The 21,301-nt window shown below is 70.7% G+C and carries 16 protein-coding genes, 1 tRNA gene and 2 pseudogenes; 2 read left to right on the top strand and 17 right to left on the bottom strand.

Annotation, left to right across the window (positions count from 1 at the left end; all coding sequences use genetic code 11):
- Window positions 1–132: 132 nt before the first annotated feature.
- The 5 genes and pseudogenes from O7627_RS14730 to O7627_RS14710 all read right to left on the bottom strand — a co-directional run bounded on the left by O7627_RS14730 (window position 133) and on the right by O7627_RS14710 (window position 5,300).
- The gene (locus tag O7627_RS14730; protein WP_278094069.1) at window positions 133–1,779 is read right to left on the bottom strand and encodes an IS1634 family transposase; all 1,647 of its coding nucleotides are present in this window, start codon (window positions 1,777–1,779) and stop codon (window positions 133–135) included.
- 440 nt (window positions 1,780–2,219) lie between these two features.
- Entirely contained in the window at window positions 2,220–2,978 is a 759-nt protein-coding gene (locus tag O7627_RS14725) for a transposase family protein (RefSeq protein WP_278094068.1), read from the bottom strand.
- Between the two features lie 342 nt (window positions 2,979–3,320).
- Window positions 3,321–3,758 (bottom strand): hypothetical protein, encoded by a 438-nt coding sequence (locus O7627_RS14720; protein WP_278094067.1) that lies wholly within the window; start codon window positions 3,756–3,758, stop codon window positions 3,321–3,323.
- 317 nt (window positions 3,759–4,075) lie between these two features.
- Window positions 4,076–4,630, bottom strand: a pseudogene (locus O7627_RS14715) (cysteine hydrolase).
- A gap of 4 nt (window positions 4,631–4,634) precedes the next feature.
- Window positions 4,635–5,300 carry a hypothetical protein gene (locus O7627_RS14710; RefSeq protein ID WP_278094066.1) on the bottom strand — a complete coding sequence of 222 codons (666 nt, stop codon included), beginning with the start codon at window positions 5,298–5,300 and terminating at the stop codon, window positions 4,635–4,637.
- 584 nt (window positions 5,301–5,884) lie between these two features.
- Between O7627_RS14710 and O7627_RS14705 the strand changes: the two genes are divergently transcribed.
- A complete protein-coding gene (locus tag O7627_RS14705) occupies window positions 5,885–6,031 on the top strand; it encodes a helix-turn-helix domain-containing protein (RefSeq protein ID WP_347404711.1) in 147 nt (48 codons plus the stop codon).
- 35 nt (window positions 6,032–6,066) lie between these two features.
- Window positions 6,067–7,278 carry a site-specific integrase gene (locus tag O7627_RS14700; protein ID WP_278094064.1) on the top strand — a complete coding sequence of 404 codons (1,212 nt, stop codon included), beginning with the start codon at window positions 6,067–6,069 and terminating at the stop codon, window positions 7,276–7,278.
- A gap of 83 nt (window positions 7,279–7,361) precedes the next feature.
- Here O7627_RS14700 and O7627_RS14695 read toward each other — a convergent pair.
- The 12 genes and pseudogenes from O7627_RS14695 to O7627_RS14640 form a co-directional block, all read right to left on the bottom strand.
- Window positions 7,362–7,435 (bottom strand) — tRNA-Pro (locus O7627_RS14695).
- A gap of 194 nt (window positions 7,436–7,629) precedes the next feature.
- Window positions 7,630–9,033: a ribosome biogenesis GTPase Der gene (gene der, locus O7627_RS14690; RefSeq protein ID WP_278094063.1), complete on the bottom strand. Its 1,404-nt coding sequence runs from the start codon at window positions 9,031–9,033 to the stop codon at window positions 7,630–7,632.
- Window positions 9,030–9,710 (bottom strand): (d)CMP kinase, encoded by a 681-nt coding sequence (gene cmk, locus O7627_RS14685; RefSeq protein WP_278094062.1) that lies wholly within the window; start codon window positions 9,708–9,710, stop codon window positions 9,030–9,032. Before cmk ends, der begins: the two co-directional genes overlap by 4 nt.
- A 236-nt stretch (window positions 9,711–9,946) precedes the next feature.
- Window positions 9,947–10,708, bottom strand: coding sequence for a pseudouridine synthase (locus O7627_RS14680; protein WP_278094061.1), 762 nt, complete (start codon window positions 10,706–10,708; stop codon window positions 9,947–9,949).
- Complete coding sequence (gene scpB / locus O7627_RS14675) at window positions 10,695–11,798, bottom strand: SMC-Scp complex subunit ScpB (protein ID WP_278094060.1); 1,104 nt, start codon at window positions 11,796–11,798, stop codon at window positions 10,695–10,697. The genes O7627_RS14680 and scpB overlap by 14 nt, the downstream gene beginning before the upstream one ends.
- Window positions 11,795–12,838 carry a segregation/condensation protein A gene (locus O7627_RS14670; protein WP_278094059.1) on the bottom strand — a complete coding sequence of 348 codons (1,044 nt, stop codon included), beginning with the start codon at window positions 12,836–12,838 and terminating at the stop codon, window positions 11,795–11,797. Before O7627_RS14670 ends, scpB begins: the two co-directional genes overlap by 4 nt.
- Window positions 12,839–12,901: 63 nt before the next feature.
- Window positions 12,902–13,831 (bottom strand): ParA family protein, encoded by a 930-nt coding sequence (locus O7627_RS14665; protein ID WP_278094058.1) that lies wholly within the window; start codon window positions 13,829–13,831, stop codon window positions 12,902–12,904.
- 223 nt (window positions 13,832–14,054) lie between these two features.
- A complete protein-coding gene (locus O7627_RS14660; protein ID WP_278094057.1) occupies window positions 14,055–15,035 on the bottom strand; it encodes a site-specific tyrosine recombinase XerD in 981 nt (326 codons plus the stop codon).
- Window positions 15,022–16,164 (bottom strand): alanine dehydrogenase, encoded by a 1,143-nt coding sequence (ald, locus tag O7627_RS14655; RefSeq protein ID WP_278094056.1) that lies wholly within the window; start codon window positions 16,162–16,164, stop codon window positions 15,022–15,024. The genes O7627_RS14660 and ald overlap by 14 nt, the downstream gene beginning before the upstream one ends.
- A gap of 198 nt (window positions 16,165–16,362) precedes the next feature.
- A pseudogene (locus tag O7627_RS14650) lies at window positions 16,363–16,923 on the bottom strand (NUDIX hydrolase); the annotation flags it as partial.
- Window positions 16,920–18,743 carry a CTP synthase gene (locus tag O7627_RS14645; RefSeq protein WP_278094054.1) on the bottom strand — a complete coding sequence of 608 codons (1,824 nt, stop codon included), beginning with the start codon at window positions 18,741–18,743 and terminating at the stop codon, window positions 16,920–16,922. The pseudogene O7627_RS14650 and the gene O7627_RS14645, both read right to left, overlap by 4 nt.
- Before the next feature lie 93 nt (window positions 18,744–18,836).
- Window positions 18,837–21,170 (bottom strand): hypothetical protein, encoded by a 2,334-nt coding sequence (locus tag O7627_RS14640; protein WP_278098287.1) that lies wholly within the window; start codon window positions 21,168–21,170, stop codon window positions 18,837–18,839.
- Window positions 21,171–21,301 lie beyond the last annotated feature (131 nt).

Below are 21,301 nucleotides of genomic sequence, written 5' to 3'. Positions count from 1 at the left end.
GACCGGGCATTCATGCGAAGCGATGAAAAGAGGGCTCCCGCAAGTCTCTGACCTGCGGAAACCCTCTCGCTGTCGGGACGGCCGGATTCGAACCGACGACCCCTTGACCCCCAGGACGACTCCTGAGTTCGGTCATTCGGTTAGTGCCTGAGGTGCGCTGGTGGTGAGGGCGTCGATGTTGGTCTGCCGGTCGGGGTTGATCTGGGGTGGGAAGGTGTGGGTGGCGTTGTTGATCGCGAGGGTCGCGGATCGCAGCGGTCGTAGTTGACGCAGGACGTTGCGGATCGCGAGTCCGGTGCGGGTTTGGACTTCGCGGGTGACGGCCAGGGCGGTGAAGACGATGGTCAGGTGCGCCTCGATGGCGTCCTTGGTGTGGTGGAACATGGGTCGGGCGGCGAGGTCGGTCTTGGACATGCGGAAGGACTGCTCGACGTGCCACAGGTCGTGGTAGTTGGAGGTCACCTCGCTCGGGTTCATCACCTGGTGGCCGATGTTGGTGACGTAGCCTTTGAGCCCGACGAGCTTGCGTGCTCTGGCCAGCGACGCTTCGTCGAGGGTGCGGGCGTCGCCTTTGACGGTGACGAACCTCGGGGTCCGGGGTGTCTTCTCCCCGGCGACGACGGCCCGCGCTTTGGCCTCTTGGGCGTTGAGGGTTTTGTTGTCCCGGGCGGCGCGGGTGGCCGAGTATGCCCACACCGCTCGCCATGAGGACGGGTGCGTTCGCGGGTTCCACACCGGTTCGGCCTTGAGGGCGGGGTCGTTGTCGCGGTTGGCGCCGGTGCGGGGGGTGATCGTGTCGATGAGCTGCCCGTCGGTGAAGTAGGTCCCGTGCCAGCGGTAGTGGGACTCCAGGTCGATCGGCGCCTTGGTGGTGCGTGAACCGACGATGAAGCCGAGGCCGGCGTCGTCGAGCTCGCGCAGGTTGGTCGCCGAGAGCATGCCGGCGTCGGCGACGATGACCATGCCCTCGATCTGGTGGCGATCCTGGAACTGGCGAATGATGGGCAGCAACGTCAACGTCTCGGCCTTGTTGCCTTCGAAGCAGCCGATCTCCAACGGGAACCCGTACCGGTCGACGAGCAGCCCGACGACGATCTGCGGGTCCACCCGCCGTTCCTTGGAGTACCCGACCCTACGCAGGTCGTCCTCCTTGTCCGCCTCGAAGTACAAGGTGGTCACGTCGTACAAACACAGGCTGACGTCGCCGCTGCCCGAGGCGTGGGCGAAGCACAACTTTGCGATCTGGTCGCGGTATTCGCCCGTGTGCGCGCGGGTCAGGGTGCGGCGCATCGTCTTCTCACTGGCCGGCTTACACCCCAGATCGGTCAGCACCCGACCGGTGTCGCGGATCGAGGTCGGCTCCACGATCCGCGCGATCACCAGGTCCCGGAAAACCCTGTCGCCCACAGCGTCGAACCCCAGCGACGTGAACACCGAGGCCAGCACCTCGTACAACACCCGCGATGCCGTCGACACCACCCGCGGCGCGGCGACCGCCGCCGGCCCACGCCCCACCGACCCGTCGAGGTCGAACAGCGCCGCGTCACCGGCCGGGCCGACCAGCCTCGCCCTCGCAGCGACCGGCTCGACGCCAAGCTCCAACTCGCCCTGCCCCGGATCAGCGAGCAGCTCACGGGCCCGCGAGACCAGCAGCCCCAACTCAGCCTCGGTACGCGCCGAACCCAGATGAGCAACGATCCGCCGACGCCCGCCAACAGACTCGGCGATCTGCACCGCCGTCGCGCCCGAAGCCGTCCGCACCCGCCGAATCCACGCCACGAACCCGAGCGTAGGGGACCAATTAGTGCCTCAGAAACACCCCACCAACACCCAACACCCCAGGTCAGCGCACTGCCCACCGTCACGCCGCGAGCCAGTGACCAAACTCAGGTGCTAGACCGGGCATTCATGCGAAGCGATGAAAAGAGGGCTCCCGCAAGTCTCTGACCTGCGGAAACCCTCTCGCTGTCGGGACGGCCGGATTCGAACCGACGACCCCTTGACCCCCAGGACGACTCGCCACACGTCCACGCACGTCACGCTCGCTATCCCCAACATCAGGCCGTGCAGTCGACGGCAGGCCAGCCACCATCGCCTACGACGTGTGGTCCCCACATGGTCCCCGTGCGTCTACAAGCCTTGCCTAGCTCGACGGCGCGATTAGCCCACGACATGGGCTGCTTTGATTTCGCACAAAAGCACCTCGCACTGACGTGATCTCAGCAAGGATGCGGTAGGTATCGGTATTCGAAGTGTGTGAGGTGGATAGCGGCGCGGACGATATCGCCGAGGCTTCGTGGGCTGGCGGTGGTGTGACGAAGCGTCCGCCAGCGGCCGGTCAGGATTGCGAAGCCGCGTTCTCCGAGGCACCGCAGGGATCGAAGGATCGCGTTGTGGGTTCGGTTGCCGACGGCGAGGCGGTGGCTGTCGGTGGGTTGCTTGTATGGGGTGTGGATGCCCTGGCCAGCGCCTTCGTAGCCGGAGTCGGCCAGGGTCGGCAGGTCCAGGGTTGACGCGGCCCAGTAGAGCGCGCCGGTGATGTCCAGGTCCTGGGCGCAGGTCAGGTCGTGCAGGTGCGCGGGCATCGCCTCGGACGTCCAGATCGGTAGCCCGTCGGGCCGCATGATCGCTTGGATGTTCGCGCCGAAGCCACGGTGTTTCCCGGAGTACCAGGCATCGATCGTTTCGCCTTTGACACTGGTGGTGGTCTCGCCGAGCCGGTCGGTGTCGAACAGTTTCCCGTCCAGGATCACGTGCGACCAGCCGTCCGCGGCCACCCGGGCGAGGGCGTCGTGCAGGGTTGGTGTCTGCGCCGCGAGGACCCGCACGGCCTCGGCGACATACCGGTACGCGGTGGCCCGTGACACCCCGAACCCGGCCCCGAGGGTGGTCTTGTCCTCACCCTTGCGGAACCACACCAACACCAGCAGCGCCTGGTAGAAGCACGTCAACGCCCTCGTGCGGCGGCGGGTACCCACCGCCGCACGCTCGGCGCGAAGCAGACCCGCCACGTGACGCACGAGTTCCCTGGGCACGTCAAGCCTGGCAGAATAGGTGATCACGTGGAGCCCTCTCGGAGACCGATTCCGTCGCAAGAACCTGTCTACCGATGGCTCCACGTCCATATCCCAGCATGTCCGCTACGGGCGCTACGTCCGTGTCATCCCGAACCGCTCCCGAATCCTTGCTGAGATCACCTCACTGGTCTAACCACCAAGGGCGGCACCCCGATCCGGGGGCCGCCCTTTTGCTTCTTCGCTCGCGCAGAAGGCAGCATGAACCTCCAGCCGTCTTGGTGGTGGACGTCGCCGTTCTCGCGATCAACCTGCCGCGATGGGCGCGCGCTTTAGCGATCCGTCAGGAGGAATGTCCCCAAGACCTGGTTCATAGCAGTAAACCGTGCTGCCATTGTTTAGGAGGTAGGCATCTGACACCCAGCCCTGGTAGTTGCCCCACCGGACGTTGCTCCAACTATTGTGCCCGTTGATGACATCGCCATAGTCCCAGCAGCGGAGGTCTACCCAGCCGGTGATGCGACGAATGAGGCCGCACGACGTGTGCGGTCCTTGACGCAGGGCCAGCCCGGTCGATCCCGCGTCGACAATGAGGTCCGATCCGTTGTCGTGGTTGTAGCTGACGTGTGAAGTGCAGTTCGCGCTTGCCGGAGTCCCGCCGGCAGTAACCACTCCGAGGGTTGCGAGAACTGCGGCCACCATAAGCGCAGCGACGAACCGGATACGGAAGAACGGCATGCTCATAAGCGCCACCTCCTGTGTCAATTGATTTACAAGTGACCGTAACCAAGAGGGTGACGTTGGTCAATGGTTTGTCAGGAAGTTGATTGATCAAAGACTTTGACCGCCATTGATCAAACTTGAGCCACGGTCGACTGATCTTTGCGATCGGTAGGGCCTTGACCAGGGATGTCGTGTCGGGAAGTACGCACTAAACGGGTCGGGCTCTATCGTGCAGGGGCCGTGGCGCGTACGGACGGATGAAGACGGATCCGGGGCTCGGGCGGTGCAGATCGCGCACTCTCAACTTTGTGGATCGCGCACGTGAGTGGCTGGTGGGCCTACAGTTTGGAGCCATGATCCAAGAATTTTTCCATGTCCGATATTCGGATCACCTGACCAGGTCCGATGAATCGTCGCGCGACCAGCAGTCCCGCCTCGTGCGCTTCAGTGCCAGCATGGCTCGCTGAGGCGTCCGCGATCAGCCAAGGCGTGAAATCGTGCTCAAACGCGTCTACAGCACCCTTTAAGACACAGCTTTCGGTAGCTATACCGCAAAAATAAAACTCTTTCCACCCGCGCTTCTTGAATAGTGCTACACCCTCAGGAGTAAAAGGGCTATTGACTCTCTTGTCAAGCAATATGCCTTGATTTACGTACTGGTCCAACTCCGGCACAAGATCGATGTCAGGCGAGGATTAAAGCCTTTGCCAGCCAAAGAAGCGCTCGAAGGGACTGCCTGGATAGTTCAGGTACCGGGTGAAGAGCGTGTCACCGCCCGCCAACTGCCAGCGGCGTAGCAAGTCGGCAACGACAGGAACTATGTGCGCCGACTGCTCTCGCACAAAGCCGTTTTGCATTTCGGTTACGACAAGCACCGTGCGACCCGATGTCATTGGCTCAACCTCGATCCGTATCGCGGAGGGTTTCGATGGCTTGGTCTAAGGCCGGCATGAGGTCACATGTCCGCAAAATGGCTCGGCGCATCGCCTGATGCTGTCCAGGCTCCCGTAGGCGGGAGATAGTGAGTCGGGAGCGCACCCCCCGAAGGTAACGCCATCCGTACTCGGACGGCACCTGCGGGTCTAGCCCTTGCTCTACCTGCCGGGCGATAGCGTCGCTATACGCCCACATGGATTGGATCGCCAACTCGCAGGAAACTACCTCAGCCTCCGCCAAGGAACGCTCGGTTGAGATTGGATGGTAGACAACTCCGGACCATGAGGCGTAGCCCACCGAAATACCCTGCAAGCCGAACGACTCGATGCCTACATGGTCGTATGCCTCGGATAGCAACGACTGCTCGATGAGTTCGGCGTGCGCCAGGTGTTCGTCATCCATGGGGCGGTCGCGGTGTAGCAACACCTTTGGCGTCGACATGATACGTAAGGCAGTTCTTAGCAACTCTGCCGGCCATGCTGGCTCAACGACCCAGTGAGCACCAAGGACATACACCGCAGATTCTTCCTCGACAGGCGCAACGGGTGCGAGGTACTCGACTGCCCATTTGATGTTGTCGCCATACGACACCACCCGCCACGCGGCCAGCGCCGCAATCGTGGACAACTGCACTGGCTCGACAAGGTGAAAGACAACGGAGCCGCACGGCCAAACGTACAGGGTGCAGTCGCCTTCCGGATGCTCGACGGGTGCGGAGTAGCAGGTATGCCACTCCCCCACGGCTGGCGCGCAGCCTGCGACCTCCCGCAGTCGGGCAGCGCCATCAGCGCCGACGAACGCCGTCAGACCCCCTTTGCGGAGATGACCCCTCGGAGTCTCCGCCCATCTCCGCAAGCATTCGCCCAGCTCACAGCCATGTTTGCGGAGATGCGGAGATGCGGAGATGGTTCAGCCCTCCCACGCACAGCACACACCGACCAACCGCCACCGACCCGACCACCACCGCCGCTGACAGCCACCCACCGGCCACACCCATAGCCCCGAACACCCGCCGCCCCGAAATCTTGGCTCTACGGCGCTCTCAGCGGCTCGCCCTACACCAATCTGCCGTAAACCTGCCCGCACTCTGCACACCGACCCTCATGGACCGAAAGGCGCTCACAGTGCGACTCGTGCCGCGAACTGCCTCACCAGACACGACCGTCGCCCCGGAGTGGGGCGGCATCACCCGACTCTCACCCAAGCCGTTCATCTCCACCGAGGAGCTTGCCGACCTGCTCGACGTCGACCCGTCCACCATCCGCCGCTGGCGTGCTCTCCAGCCGTTGCAGGGTCCGCCGTTCATCCCGATCTCTGACCGGGTCGTGAAGTACGCGACGGCCGACGTTGAACGGTGACTGTCCGCGCGCCGGGTCGTCCCGAGGGCGGCTTGATGGCCGTTCCCCAGCAACCACCGATCGGCGTGCCCCTCGGCTCTGATGTGGAGTTCCGGGCAGGCCGTGACCGCCCCTACCGAGCGCGTGTCCGGTGGGTCGACCCGTCGACCAAGCGGCGGCTGTCCAAGTCCACGACCGTCGCCACGCCCGAGGAGGCACAAGCGTGGATCGACGGAATCGTCAGCGCCGCACAGGGTGGCGTCGACCCGATCGCCGCGACGAAACGCCTGACGGAGTACGGCGAAAGCGTGATGCCCCTGGCGCTCCGAGGGCTGGAAAGCAAGACCCTCGATCCGTACCTGGCCGGGTGGCGCAAGCGGGTGATGCCCGCCCTCGGGCACATCCCGGTCCGAATGATTACAAACGGCGCGGTTGACCGGGCCGTTCACGGCTGGATTGCCGACGAATGCAGCCGATCGACGGTCAAGAACAGCCTTGCCGTTCTGGTCCGCGTCATGGAGCAGGCCGTACGGGACGGCGTCATTGCGCGGAATCCCGCGCAGGTGACAGGATGGCAGCGTTCCTACCAGCGGGCCGAAGACGAGTTGGACGACCCGCGCACGCTCGCCCTGCCGGACTGGGAATCGCTGACCACGCTCGCCGCCGCGCTGGTGCAACGGTCGGCGGACACGTTTTCCGGCTGGGGAGAGGTGGTCATCTTCGCCGCGTGCACAGCGGCCCGGATCGGCGAGGTGTCCGGAGTCCGCGCCGAGGACATCGACCGGGAATCGTGGATGTGGATGTGGACGGTACGCCGACAGACCACACCCGGTCCCGGTGGCCTGATCGACAAGGGCACCAAGGGCAAGCGGGCACGAATGGTCCCACTGATCGAAGAAGTGCGACCGATCGTGAGCCACCGCCTGGACTCGGTCAGCGAGCCGCACTCCCGACTGTTCACCGGGCCGCGCGGTGGCCGGATCAGCACAGCGGTTCTTCGGGACGCTACGCATTGGGACGAGGTGGTGACGAAGCTCGGCTACGAACACCTACGCCGGCACGACCTGCGGCACACCGGCCTGACGTGGATGGCTGACGCAGGGGTGCCGGTGCACGTGCTCCGGAAGATTGCCGGGCACGGGTCGCTGACGACGACGCAGCGGTACCTGCACCCCGACCGGCAGACCATCACCGACGCCGGGACGGCGCTCAGCGCGCACTTGAAGGCCCGCCGGTCCCCAGGTGGTCCCCAGCTACGCGCCGTCTAGATCCGGAATCTCCTACTGCCCCAGAATGAGTTAGAGGCCGTTGACCAGGGCGTAAGCTCCGGTCGACGGCCTCTTTCGTTCTGTCGGGACGGCCGGATTCGAACCGACGACCCCTTGACCCCCAGTCAAGTGCGCTACCAAGCTGCGCCACGTCCCGCCACCGCTCATGCCCGTACCGGGCGCGGCAGCCGGTACAGCGTAGCGCAGTCCCCCTTACCCGGCGCCTCCGGGTTTCCCACCCGATCGACAGTCCGTCGCGATGGTGTCGACCAGCCCCACACCCCGTAGGCCGTCCTAGGAAGATAGGTCGAAAGCTCGGATCAGGTTGAAGAGGGGCAGACAGGCGGTGGGTCAGCCGTGGGCTTTGCCGCGGCCGCCGGGGCCCAGCTTCTTGCGGGGACGGACCGAGACCTCCACCGGACTGCCCTCGAAGCCGAACTCCTCGCGCAGTTTGCGCTCCACGAAGCGCTGGTAGCCGGCGTCCAGCGGACCGGTGGTGAAGAGCACGAACCGGGGCGGACGGGTGCCCGCCTGGGTGGCGAAGAGGATCCGGGGCGCCCGGCCACCGCGTACCGGATGCGGGGTGGCCTGGACCAGCGCGGTGAGCCACTGGTTGAGTTGCCCGGTCGGCACCCGCTGCTCCCAGCTGCGCAGCGCGGAACGCAGCGCCGGCGCCAGCCGGTCCACCGCCCGGCCGGTCCGGGCCGAGACGTTCACCCGCACCGCCCACGGGATGCGTCGCAGTTCCCGGTCGATCTCCTTGTCCAGGTAGTACCGGCGGTCGGCGTCGACCAGGTCCCACTTGTTAAAGGCGATCACCAGCGCCCGGCCGGCCTCGGTCACCATGGACAGGATCCGCTGGTCCTGTTCGCTGATCGGCTCGCTGGCGTCCAGCAGCACCACGGCCACCTCGGCCGCCTCGATCGCCCCGGCGGTGCGCAGGCTGGCGTAGTACTCCGTACCGCTGGCCTTACCCACCCGCTTGCGTAGCCCGGCGGTGTCGACGAGTTGCCACACCTCCCCGCCGATCTCCACCAGGCTGTCGACCGGATCGACGGTGGTTCCGGCGACCGCGTCCACCACCGCCCGGTCCTCGCGAGCCAGCCGGTTGAGCAGGCTCGACTTGCCGACGTTCGGCCGGCCTACCAGGGCCACCCGGCGCGGGCCGCGCGGGCCCGGCTCGCCGACCGGCGGCGGCTCCGGCAACGCCGCCAGCACCGCGTCGAGCAGGTCACCCGAACCGCGCCCGTGCAGGGCGGAGACCGCGTGCGGCTCCCCCAGGCCGAGCGACCAGAGCGAGGTCGCCTCCACCTCGGTGGCGGCGTTGTCCGCCTTGTTCGCCACCAGCAGCACCGGCTTGGCGCTGCGCCGCAGCATCCGTACCGCCGCCTCGTCGACATCGGTGGCGCCGACCACCGCGTCCACCACGAACAGCACCACGTCGGCGGTGGCCACGGCGATCTCGGCCTGGGCGGCGATCGCCGCGGCGCGGTCCCGGGCGTCGGGCTCCCAGCCGCCGGTGTCGACCACCGTGAACTGACGGCCCGACCACTGGGCGTCGTAGGGCACCCGGTCCCGGGTCACCCCGGGGGTGTCCTCGACGACCGCCTGCCGCCGACCGATGATCCGATTGACCAGTGTGGACTTGCCGACATTGGGTCGGCCGACCACGGCGACCACCGGCACCGGCCCGGTCGGCTCCTCCTCCGCCAGGTCCGGTTCCCGCAACTCCACCCAACCGTCGTTGGCGTTCATCGGCAGAGCCGGCCTTCCAGTAGTGCCCGCAGCCGGCCGACGACCTCGTCGATCCCCAGCGCCGTGGTGTCCAGCACCACCGCGTCGGGAGCCTGCTGGAGCGGGTTCGTCGCCCGGGTGGAGTCGAGCCGGTCCCGCCGGGCCAGGTCGGCGGCGGTGGCCGAGAGGTCGGCCGCGTACTCGGCGCTGCGCCGCTGGGCGCGGGCGTCGGCCGACGCGGTCAGGTACACCTTCAGGTCCGCGTCAGGGGCGACCACCTGCCCGATGTCGCGGCCCTCCACCACGATCCGGTCGGCCGCCGCGATGATGTCGCGCTGCAGCGCCACCATCAGCTCACGGACCGCGGGTACGGCGGCCACGGCGGAGACCGATCCGGTCACCTCCGGACCCCGAATCTCCTGGTCCACCGCCACCCCGTCGGCACTGATCCGGGGTGCCACCGGGTCCACCCCGATCTCCAGGTCGACCTCGCCCGCCACCTTGGCGACCGAGTCGGCGTCCTGCGGGTCGACCCCCGAGCGCAGCACCGCCCAGGTGATCGCCCGGTACATCGCGCCGGTGTCGAGGTAACGGGCGTCGAGTTCGCCGGCCAGCCGCCGGGACACGGTGGACTTGCCCGAACCGGACGGCCCGTCGACAGCGACCACACATCGCCCGGTCCGTACCATTTCTGCCACCGTTCCTCCTCCACCACTCGGGGTGTTCCCCACCACCCGGGGTCCTCCCCCGGACCCGCGGGATGTTTCCAGATCGACATGGTGCCCACCGGGACCGGTTGGCGCCGCCGGCGCACCGTTGTGCCGCTCGTCCGGTCTGTCGCGGTCCATCATGCCCCCCGGGCCGGTCCGGGCCGCGCCCGCCATCGGCCGGGGCGACCCGCGCCACGCCGGCGCCGGCAACGGCGACGCGGTCCTCAGTCGCCGACCGCCTTGAACAGGGCCGCGATCTCCGCGTTCGTCAGCCGCCGGGTCCGCCCGGCGCGCAGGTCGCCCAGCCGGATCGGCCCGATCGACGTCCGCACCAGCCGGGAGACCGGATGGCCGACCTCGTCCAGCAGCCGCCGGACGATGTGTTTGCGACCCTCGTGCAGGGTCAGCTCCACCTGGGCGGTCCGTCCGAGGGTGTCCACCACCCGGAACTCGTCGACCCGGGCCGGCCCGTCCTCCAACTCGACCCCGGCCTTGAGGATCCGCCCCACGTTGCGCTTCACCGGCCCGGCCACCTCGCACAGATAGGTCTTCGGCACCCCGTACGACGGGTGGGTCAACCGGTGCGCGAGGGTGCCGTCGTTGGTCAGCAGCAGCAGGCCCTCGCTGTCCGCATCGAGCCGGCCGACGTGGTAGACCCGCTCCTCGACCCGGCCGAGGAAGTCGGCCAGCGCGGTCCGGCCCTTCTCGTCGGCCATGGTGGAGACGACCCCGCGTGGTTTGTTCATCGCCAGATAGACCAGCCGGGTATCGGTGACCAGCCGTTCGCCGTCGACGTGGATGACCGCCGAGGCCGGGTCGACCTTGTCTCCCAGCTGCGCCACCCGCCCGTCGACGGTGACCCGGCGGCGGAAGATGAGGTCCTCGCAGGCCCGGCGGGAGCCGACCCCGGCGGCCGCGAGGACCTTCTGCAGGCGTTCCCCGCCGGCGGTCCGGGGCTCGGCGGTACGGCTGTCATCGCGGGGCATCGGTCATCTCTTCCAGGTCATCGGGGAGGAACGGGGCCAGCGGCGGAAGCTCGTCGACCGTGTCGAGGCCGAGCTTCTCCAGGAACAGGATCGTCGTGCGGTAGAGGTGGGCGCCGCTGTCCGGCTCGGTGCCGCACTCCTCGACCAACCCACGGGAGATCAGGGTACGGATCACGCCATCGCAGTTGACGCCTCGGATGGCCGAGATCCGCGACCTGGTCACCGGCTGCTTGTACGCCACCACCGCCAACGTCTCCAGCGCCGCCTGGGTCAGCCGGACCGACTGCCCGTCAAGCACGAACCGTTCCACGTAGCCGGCGTATTCCGGCCGGGTGTAGAGCCGCCACCCGCCGGCCGCCCGGCGCAGCTCGAAACCATGTCCCGCCTCGGTGTATCCCTGGGCGATCCGCAGCAGGGCGGCGCCGACCCGGTCGACCGGCTGCTCCAGCACCTGGGCGAGGACGGTTTCGGCGACGGGTTCGTCGACCACCAGCAGGATCGCCTCCAACGCCCCGTGCAGCTCGTCCTCGTCAAGGAGCGCCGGTGCGGCGCCGACCACGGATTGCCGCCCTGATCCAGGAGCAACCACCGCCGCCGGCCCGGCGGGCTCGTCGCGATCGGACCCGCCATCGGCCAGGAGCCTCGGGGCCCGCACCGCCTCGGGATCGGAGAAACCGCCGGGCTCCGCGACGACCTCGGGCTCCGCGACGACCTCGGGCACCGCAACAGCGTCGGGCTCCGCGACAACCTCGCGGTCCGCCACGGCCTCGCCGCCGTCAAGAGTCTCCGGTACGACGACCCCAGGCTCATCGACCGCGGTCTGCGGCTGCGCGGGTTCGGCCTCGGCAGGCCGAGACTCGGCGGGCCAGATCTCAGCGGACTCACCGGCCTCAACCGGCCGACCGGCCTCAATCGGCTCACCGGCCTCAAGCTCCGCGGACTCGGCCCCAGCGTGCGCAACCTCAGCGGGCTGGGGCTCCGCGGCGGGGTCGGGCTCGGAGGACTCGGCCGGTTGCCGCTCCCGGGCCCATGGCGGGACCCAGGCCGCGGCCTGGTCGGCCAGCGAGTCCCGACGCTCGTGGCTGGTCAACTCGGCTGCTCCTCGATCGTCGCCGCCGGCTGGTCTCCCGCCGGCTCACCACCATCTGACGCCCGGCCGTCGACCGGACCGCCGTCCGCCGGACCGGCCGTCGTCGGCGCGGCCGGGGACCCGGCGTACTCGTCGACCTGCAGTTCGGCGCCGCCGTCGGCCGGACCGGTCCACCGCACCGTCAGCTCACCGAGCGCCTGGACCTGGGCGAAGCCGACCAGACCCTCCCGGTACAGCTCCAGCAGGGCCAGGAACCGGGCGACCACCTCCAGGGTGGACTCGCAGTCGGCGCAGAGCACCCGGAAGGTGGCGGTGCCGACCCGGCGGAGCCGGTCGCGCAGCAGCGCGGCGTGTTCCCGGACGCTGACCCGCACCTGGTGCACGTGGTCGATCGACACCACCGGCACCGGACGCGGCGTCATCGCCCGGACCGCCAGTGCCGCCAGCCGCGCCGGCCCGATCCCCAGCACCAGATCCGGCAACGCCTCGGCGTACCTGGGCTCCAGGGTGACCGCCCGCGGGTACCGGCGCGACCCGACCGCCTCCATCGCCGCGATGTGCGCGGCCGCCTCCTTGAACGCCTTGTACTGCAGCAGCCGCGCGAAGAGCAGGTCGCGGGCCTCCAGCAGGGCCAGGTCCTCCTCGTCCTCGACCTCGGCGGCGGGCAGCAGCCGGGCCGCCTTGAGGTCGAGCAGCGTCGCGGCGACCACCAGGAACTCGCTGGCCTCGTCGAGGTCCCAGTCGTCACCCATCGCCCGGATGTAGGCGATGAACTCGTCGGTGACCTGGTGCAGCGCCACCTCGGTGACGTCGAGCTTGTGCTTGCCGATCAGCTGCAGCAGCAGGTCGAACGGTCCGGTGAAGTTCGCCAGCCGCACGGTGAACTTGCCGGATTCGACGGTGTCCACCGCCGGGCCGGACGAGGAGTCGACCGCGTCGGCCGGAACACCCTCGGCCGGAACACCTTCGGCCGCACCGCCCGACGGGGCGTCGTCCCCGCCCACGGGCGGGGCGAGGTCGTCGACGGGGGGCACGGTCACCCGATGACCGTAGTCCACGGCGACCGCGAGGCCCCAGCCACCGGCTTCCCGGCGCACCGCCGGCTAACGCTCGGCCTGCGCGGCGATCACCTCGCGGGCGAGCTGCCGATAGTTGCGGGCGCCCGACGAGGCCGGGTCCAGCGACGTGATCGGCGCGCCGGCGACGGTCGACTCCGGGAACTTGACGGTCTTGGTGATCACCGTCTGGTAGACCTTGTCGCCGAACGCCTCCACCACCCGCTGCAGCACCTGCCGGCAGTGCGTGGTGCGGGAGTCGTACATGGTGGCGAGGATGCCTTCCAGCTCCAGGTCGAAGTTGAGCCGCTCGCGCACCTTGTCGATGGTGTCCAGCAGCAGCGCCACCCCGCGCAGGCTGAAGAACTCGCACTCCAGCGGGATAAGCACGCCGTGCGAGACGGTCAGCGCGTTGATCGCCAGCAGGCCGAGCGACGGCTGACAGTCGATCAGGATGAAGTCGTACTCCTTGCGGATCGACCGCAGCACCCGGGCCAGCGCCATCTCCCGCGCGACCTCGTTGACCAGCTGGATCTCGGCGGCCGACAGGTCGATGTTGGCCGGCAGCAGGTGCAGCCCGGCCACGTCGGTCTTGATCAGCACGTCCTCGGCGGTGACGTCGTCCTGCATCAACAGGTTGTAGACCGACAGGTCCAGGTTGTGCGGGTTGACCCCCAGCCCGACCGAGAGCGCGCCCTGCGGGTCGAAGTCGACGAGCAGCACCTTGCGGCCGTACTCGGCCAGCGCGGCGCCCAGGTTGATGGTCGAGGTGGTCTTCCCCACCCCGCCCTTCTGGTTGGCCAGCGCGATGATCCGGGCCGGGCCGTGCCGGTCGGTCGGCATCGGCTCGGGGATCGGCTTGCGGATCGTGTAGGCGGCCGGGTCGGCCGGACCCAGCTCCGCGCCGAGGTCGAACGCGGACTGCTGCTCGCGGAGCGCCGAGGTCCACGCCTCGGCACGATCACCGTTGTCAGCCATGTCCTGGTCCGCCCCCCTCCCGACGACTGCCGGCGTCGGGGCCGACTGGCGTCCGTCTTCCGATCCGGCCTGGCCCTCCGACCGGAAGCCGCGGTGCCGTCGCGACCCCCGGGTGCCGTGCCACAGGCCCGCGCCGATGCCGACTGTACGCCACCGGCCAGCAGGGCCGGGAACACCGTGTCGGCGTGTCGACACGGCAGGTGCGACGGTCGTGCGGCAGCGGTCAGCTCAGCGCCCGCGGGTGCGAGGTGGCGTAGACCTCCCGCAGTCGGTCCACCGTCACCAACGTGTACACCTGGGTGGTTGTCACCGAGGCGTGCCCGAGCAGTTCCTGCACCACCCGCACGTCGGCACCGCCGTCGAGCAGGTGGGTGGCGTAGGAGTGGCGCAGGGTGTGCGGGGAGACGGCGGCGGCGCCGTCGACCGGCAGTCCGGCCCGCTCGGCGGCCCGCCGCAGGATGCTCCAGGCGCTCTGCCGGGACAGCCGGCCGCCGCGGGCGTTGAGGAACACCGCCGGCCCGCCGCGCCCCGCGCCGACCAGGTCCGGCCGGCCCCGCGCCAGGTACGCCCGCAGCGCCTCGGTGGCGTACCCGCCGATCGGGACCAGCCGGTTCCGGCCGCCCTTGCCGCGCAGCAGCGCCACCCCGTCGGTCAGGTCCAGGTCGTCCACGGCGGCGCCGACCGCCTCGGAGATCCGCGACCCGGTGCCGTACAGGAACTCCAGCAGCGCCCGGTCGCGCAGCCCCAGCGGGCCGGCCGGGTCGCCCGGCCCGGCCGCGGTCTCCAGCAGGCGCAGCACCTCGGTGACGGCCAGCGCCCGGGGCAGCCGCCGCGGCGGGACCGGCGGGCGGACGTCCCGGCTCGCGTCCCGGCCGACCACCCCCTCCCGGGCGGCGAACCGGTGCAGGCCGCGTACCGCGCTGGCGGCCCGGGCCGCGGACGCGGCCGCCAGCGGCGGATGCGCCTCGTCCCCCTCCCGCAGCCGGGCCACGTGCTCGGTGACCTCGGCCGGCCCGACCGCGGCCAGGTCCTCGATCCCGGCCGCGGCCAGCGTCGTCAGGTAGCGCTCCAGGTCGCGCCGGTACGACGACAGCGTGTTGGCCGACAGCCCGCGCTCGACCGTCAGGTGGTCCAGGTAGCCCCGGACCACCCGACGCAGCGCGGCCGACGGCTGGGCCGGCGCCGCCGGCTCAGCCGGCCCCACCGGCCGGTCCCGGGGCGGCGATCGCCTCGGCGACGGAGACGCTGCCCATCCCGTGCGCCTCGGCCACCGGCCCGTAGGTGACCCGCCCGTCGTGGGTGTTCAGACCGGCCGCCAGCGCCGGGTCACGGCGCATCGCCTCCCGCCAGCCCAGGTTCGCCAGCTCCAGCGCGTACGGCAGGGTGACGTTGGTCAGCGCGTAGGTGCTGGTGTGCGGCACGGCGCCCGGCATGTTCGCCACGCAGTAGAAGAGCGAGTTGTGCACCGGATAGACCGGGTCGTCGTGGGTGGTGGGTCGGGAGTCCTCGAAGCAGCCGCCCTGGTCGATCGAGATGTCCACCAGCACGCTGCCGGGCTTCATCCGGGAGACCAGCTCGTTGGAGATCAGCGTCGGCGCCTTCGCGCCGGGCACCAGCACCGCGCCGATGACCAGGTCGGCGTCGAGGACCGCCCGCTCCACCTCGTAGGTGTTCGAGGCCACGGTCTGCAGGTGGCCGCGGTAGATCGCGTCGGCCTGCCGCAACCGGTTGATGTTGCGGTCCAGCAGCAGCACTTCCGCCTGCAGACCGAGCGCGATCGCGGCGGCGTTCATGCCGGAGACACCGGCGCCGATGACCACGGTCTTCGCGGCGTACACCCCGGAGACGCCGCCCATCAGCACGCCGCGGCCACCGCCGGAGCGCATCAGGTGGTACGCGCCCACCTGCGGGGCCAGCCGGCCGGCCACCTCCGACATCGGGGCGAGCAGCGGCAGCACCCGGTCGGCGGTCTCCACCGTCTCGTACGCGATGCCGGTCACCCGCCGGTCCAGCAGCGCGTCGGTGCACGCCTTGGACGCCGCCAGGTGCAGGTAGGTGAAGAGCACCTGGCCGGGGCGCAGCCGCGGGTACTCCTCGGCGATCGGCTCCTTGACCTTGAGCACCAGCTCGGCGGTGCCCCAGACCTCGTCGGCGCCGGCCAGGATCGTCGCGCCCGCCGCGGCGAACTCCGCGTCGGTGATCGACGAGCCGGCTCCGGCGCCGGCCTCGATGAACACCTCGTGCCCGCTGCGGACGAACTCGTGCACACCGGCGGGCGTGATCGCCACCCGGTACTCGTGGTTCTTGACCTCGCGGGGAATCCCGACCTTCACGATGCAGACACCTCTCTCCGGGGATGCCACCCCCGGCTGTCCGGCGCCGACGGCTCCGTTGCCGCCGGCGTCGCGCGAAGTCTAGAACCGGCTCGGCACCGGCTGGCAGATCCCCTGGTCACCGCCGTGATCGGCGACCGGCGGCGGGGCCGGCCGGCGCACCGGCGTGGCGGCGGGCCGCAGCGGCGCCCAGTCGGCGTCGCGGGCCCGGGCGGCGGCCAGCAGCCCGGCGACGCAGGCGGCGTTGGTGATCTCGCCGGCCAGCACCATCGCCACCGCCTCGTCGAGATCCACCCGGCGGACCAGCATGTCGGCCTCCTCGTCGTGGCGCTCGTACCGCTGGTCGGCGGGGACGTCGGCCAGGTCGCGGGCGAGGTAGATCCGGATCAGCTCGTTCGAGCAGCCGGGCGAGGTGTGCAGGTCCACCAGCAGGTCGATCCGGTCGGCGGTGAGGTCGGCCTCCTCCGCCAGCTCGCGCAGCGCGGCCGCCGGCAGGTCCTCCCCGGCGACGTCGATCAGGCCGGCGGGCAGTTCCCAGATCGACCCGCCGAGCGGGTGCCGGTACTGGCGGACCAGCACCACCCGGTCCCGGTCGTCGAGGGCGACCACCCCGACCGCGCCGACGTGCAGCAGGTAGTCGCGGGCCGCCTCCCGGCCGCCGGGCATGGTGACCCGGTCGGTGAAGACGGAGAACATCGCGCCGTCGAAGCGCCGGGTCCGGGACAGCACCCGGTACCCGTCATCCGGGTTTCCGGTCATGACGGCGAGTTCGCCTTCGCCTGCCGGGCGGCGCCGTTGCGGCCGGCCCGCCGCGCGGGTTCCTCGTCCGGCACCACGAACGGTTGTTCCAGGGCGGCCCGCTCCGCCGACCCGTCCGGCGTCGCGACCGGCGGTCCCAGCTCCACCGGCAGCTGGTCCGCGGCGGCGTAACCGACCACCGCCCGCACGAACGCGGCGAACAGCGGGTGCGGCCGGGTCGGCCGGCTCTTCAGCTCCGGGTGGGCCTGGGTGGCCACGAAGAACGGGTGGACCGACCGGTCCAGCTCGATGAACTCGACCAACCGGCCGTCCGGGGAGGTGCCGGAGATCCGCAGGCCGGCCTTTTCCAGCACGTCCCGGTAGGCGTTGTTCACCTCGTACCGGTGCCGGTGCCGCTCGCTGACCTCCGTCGTCCCGTACGCATCGGCGACCAGCGAGTCGTCCGCCAGCCGGGCCGGGTAGGCGCCCAGCCGCATGGTGCCGCCCAGGTCGCCCCGGCCGGCCACGATCTCCTCCTGGTCGGCCATGGTGGCGATGACGGGGTGGCTCGCGGTCTCGTCGAACTCCAGCGAGTTGGCGCCGTCCAGGCCGGCCAGGTTGCGGGCCACCTCGATGGTCATGCACTGCAGGCCGAGGCAGAGCCCGAGGGTGGGGATGCCGTTCTCCCGGCCGTACCGGGCGGCGCCGATCTTGCCTTCGATGCCGCGTACCCCGAACCCGCCGGGCAGCACGATCCCGTCCACCCCGGCGAGCGCGGCCGCCGCACCGGCCGCGGTCACGCACTCGTCGCTGGGCACCCAGACCAGCTGCACCCGGGCCCGGTGGCCGAAGCCGGCGGCCCGGATCGCCTCGCTCACCGACAGGTACGCGTCCGGCAGGTCGACGTACTTGCCGACCAGGGCCACCCGCACGGTGTGGTGCGGGTGGTGCACCCGCTCCAGCAGGTCGTCCCAGCGGGTCCAGTCCACGTCCCGGAAGGACAACCCCAACCGGCGTACGACGTACGCGTCCAGCCCTTCGCGGTGCAGCACCTTCGGGATGTCGTAGATGCTCGGCGCGTCCGGGGCGGCGATCACGGCCTCCCGGTCGACGTCGCAGTAGAGCGACAGCTTGTGCTTGAGCTTGTCCGGGATCTCCCGGTCGGACCGGCAGACGATCGCGTCGGGCTGGATGCCGATGCTGCGCAGCGCGGCCACCGAGTGCTGGGTCGGCTTGGTCTTCAACTCGCCCGACGGGGCCAGGTACGGCACCAGCGACACGTGCAGGTAGAAGCAGTTGTCCCGGCCGAGGTCGTGGCGGACCTGCCGGATCGCCTCCAGGAACGGCAGCGACTCGATGTCGCCGACGGTGCCGCCGACCTCGGTGATCACCACGTCCGGCGGGCCGGCGCCCGGGTCGGCCGGGTCGGGGTCGGCCATCGCCCGGATCCGGGACTTGATCTCGTTGGTGATGTGCGGGATCACCTGGACGGTGTCGCCGAGGTACTCGCCGCGCCGCTCCTTGGCGATCACCTCCGAGTAGATCTGCCCGGTGGTGACGTTCGCCTTGCCGGACAGCGCCCGGTCCAGGAACCGCTCGTAGTGGCCGACGTCCAGGTCGGTCTCGGCGCCGTCGTCGGTGACGAACACCTCGCCGTGCTGGAACGGGTTCATCGTGCCGGGGTCGACGTTCAGGTAGGGGTCCAGCTTTTGCATCACGACCCGCAGGCCGCGCGCTGTCAGCAGGTTTCCGAGGCTGGAGGCGGTCAGGCCCTTACCCAGCGAGGAGGCGACGCCTCCGGTGACGAAAATGTGCCTGGTCGTCCGTGCTGAAGGGGCCAACGCCTGCTCCCGTGGTCGTCCGTTGCGGTCGTGCAGACCGACGTGCTGATCAGGAAAGTGATCACTCGATCCACGGGACTCCACGGTAACACCTCACCTGGCCAGCCCACCCGCCGCACCCGGTGGTGCCGCCCGGGCCGGCCCGGCGGGCCGCTCCGGGGCCGACCCGGCGGCCGACCCGGAGCCGGCCGTGGCGGGCTCGGCGGCCGACCCGGAGCCGGCCGTGGCGGGCTCGGCCGCCGACCCGGAGCCGGCCGGGACGGGACGGGACGGCCCGGCGTCGGACGCAACGGGGTCGGGCGGGACGGGGCCGTCCACGGCCCGGGTCGCCGGTTGGGTGCGGTCGGCGGCGTGGGCCAGCACCCGCAGGGCGGCCAACGCGGCCATCGGCACGGTCAGGGCGGCCGCCGCCCCGGCGACGTTGAGCGCCGACCCGCCGAGCAGGCCGCCGATCACCGTCGCGACCGCCGTGCCGCCCATCCCCGCGCGGACCGCCGGATAGATGCCGAAGAGCCGCTTGAGGCCACCCCAGGGGCGCAACAGCGCGAACCAGATCAGCACCGCGCCCACCAGCGCGAGCACGGTCAGCGGGCTGCCGGCCAGGGCGTCCAGGTTGGCGGCGCTGGACCGGTGCACCGTCAACCCGCTGGTGCCGTCACCCAGGGCGCTGAGGAACCGGCCGAGGCTGCCCCGCTCCTCCGGGGGGCGGCGCAGGTCGAGCACCGCGAATCCCACCGTCACCGCGATCCCGGCCATCGACGCCCACGCCAGCCGGCCCAGGGTCAGCCAGCCTCCGGTGCTGATCGCCGCCGCGATGGCCACCCCGGCGGTCAGCGCGACCGCGCCGACCGGGTCCGCGCCCAGGTAGGGGCTGCCGACCACCACCACGCCGAGCCCGCCGACCAGCACCACCACCGCCGGCCGCCAGGTCCGCCGGACCTGCTGGGCCAGGCAGCCGGCGACCAGCAGGACACCGGCGATGAAGACGCCCAGCCCCACGGTGCCCAGGCCGGAGTACCGGCCCCCCTCCAACGCCGAGTAGCCGGTCACGCCGTTGAGCTGCAGCCGGGCGCCGGTCACCACGTCCGCGCCGACGACGACCGCCGCCAGACCGGCCACGCCGGCCATCGGGCCCAGGGTCCACCGGTACGCGGGCACCAGCCGGACGGCGGCGGTCGCCGCGCCGAGGGCGAGGGCGATCACGGCGCCGAAGTAGATGCCCGCGTGGGCGCTGCGCCACCACGGCACCGCGTCCGCGACCAGGGCCGCCGGGATGGCCATCGCCGCGGCGATGAGCAGCACTTCGACGGCCGTCACCACCCACCGGGGTGCCGGCGCCGGGCCGACCGGTCCGGCCGGCCGGCGGGCCCGCCGCAGCAGCGGTACCACCGCGACGGCGAGCAGGCACTGCAGGGCGGCGAGCAGACCGAAGAACCAGCTCGCCACCCGCTGCTGGGCACCCGCCTCGCGGTCGGCGTCGGCCGGCATGGCGATGGCGGTCGGCAGGTCGTCGGGGCGCCCCTCGACCACCGAGGCGGGCCGGCCGATGAACAGGCGCTCGGGCATCGGGCGGCCCAGCGCGGCCAGTGCGGTCGGCGCCAGGTCCACCAGCTGCACGTAGCCGTCGCGGCCGGTGCTCGGTGAGGTCAGCCAGCCCTTCTCCCAGCCGGGGCCGTCGGCGACCGCGACGTGCAGCCGGGACGACTGGTCGGTGTCGGAGATCCCGGCGACCAGCACCAGGGACCGCTCCGGCCGGGCGGCCAGCAGGCGTTCCAGCGCCGCGTCGGCCCGCCGGGCGGCGGCGGCCCGGACCACCGGGTCCTCGCCGGCCACCACGCCGAGGTCCACGATGCTCAGCACGCAGGAGGCGAGCAGGTCCGCCGGGCGCGCGGGCAGCTCCTCGGCGTACCGGTCGACCCGGCCGAACGGCCGGGCGGCGGCCACCGCGGCACCCGGTCCGACCGCGACGGTGCACCGCACCGACTCGGCCAGCGCGCCCGGGATCGCCCCCCAGCGCAGCGTCTCCCGGTTGTAGAGCACCGCGCTGCGCTGGTCGGGCAGGTTCGCACCGATCCCGTCCGGTTGCTCGACCACCACATCCAGGTCGGGGCACCGGTCGGGAACCTGACCGGGCTCCCACCCGGCGAAGTTGCCGGCGCCCAGGGTCAACCAGCCGTCCACCGGGCAGGTCGGCTGGTGGGCCGACCGCACCGACAGCGAGCCGATCGAGCCACGCTCGGCCATCCGCCACAGCGTCGGGGTGCTGGTCGGATCGACATCCTCCCAGCGCAGCCCGGCGACGCCGGCCACGACGACGTAGTCCACGGTCTGCTGGGGCGCGCCGGCGGCCGGGCGGACCACCAGCGCCGCCACCGCGAGCGCGACCACCACGGCGGTCATCAGAACCGGCGCGAGCCGGCGCACCAGCTGTTCCGGTGTTCCCAGCCGGCGCAACGCCGGCACCCGCGCCACCAGCCGGCGCACCGGCACCCGCGCCACCAGCCGGCGCACCGGCACCCGCGCCGTGGGCCAGCCCGGCCGCCCCCGGGCCAGCAGCC

Source organism: Solwaraspora sp. WMMD1047 (genome assembly GCF_029626155.1).
Taxonomy (GTDB): domain Bacteria; phylum Actinomycetota; class Actinomycetes; order Mycobacteriales; family Micromonosporaceae; genus WMMD1047.
Note: the sequence above shows the minus strand (reverse complement) of the source record. Positions and strands in the feature narration are given on the sequence as shown.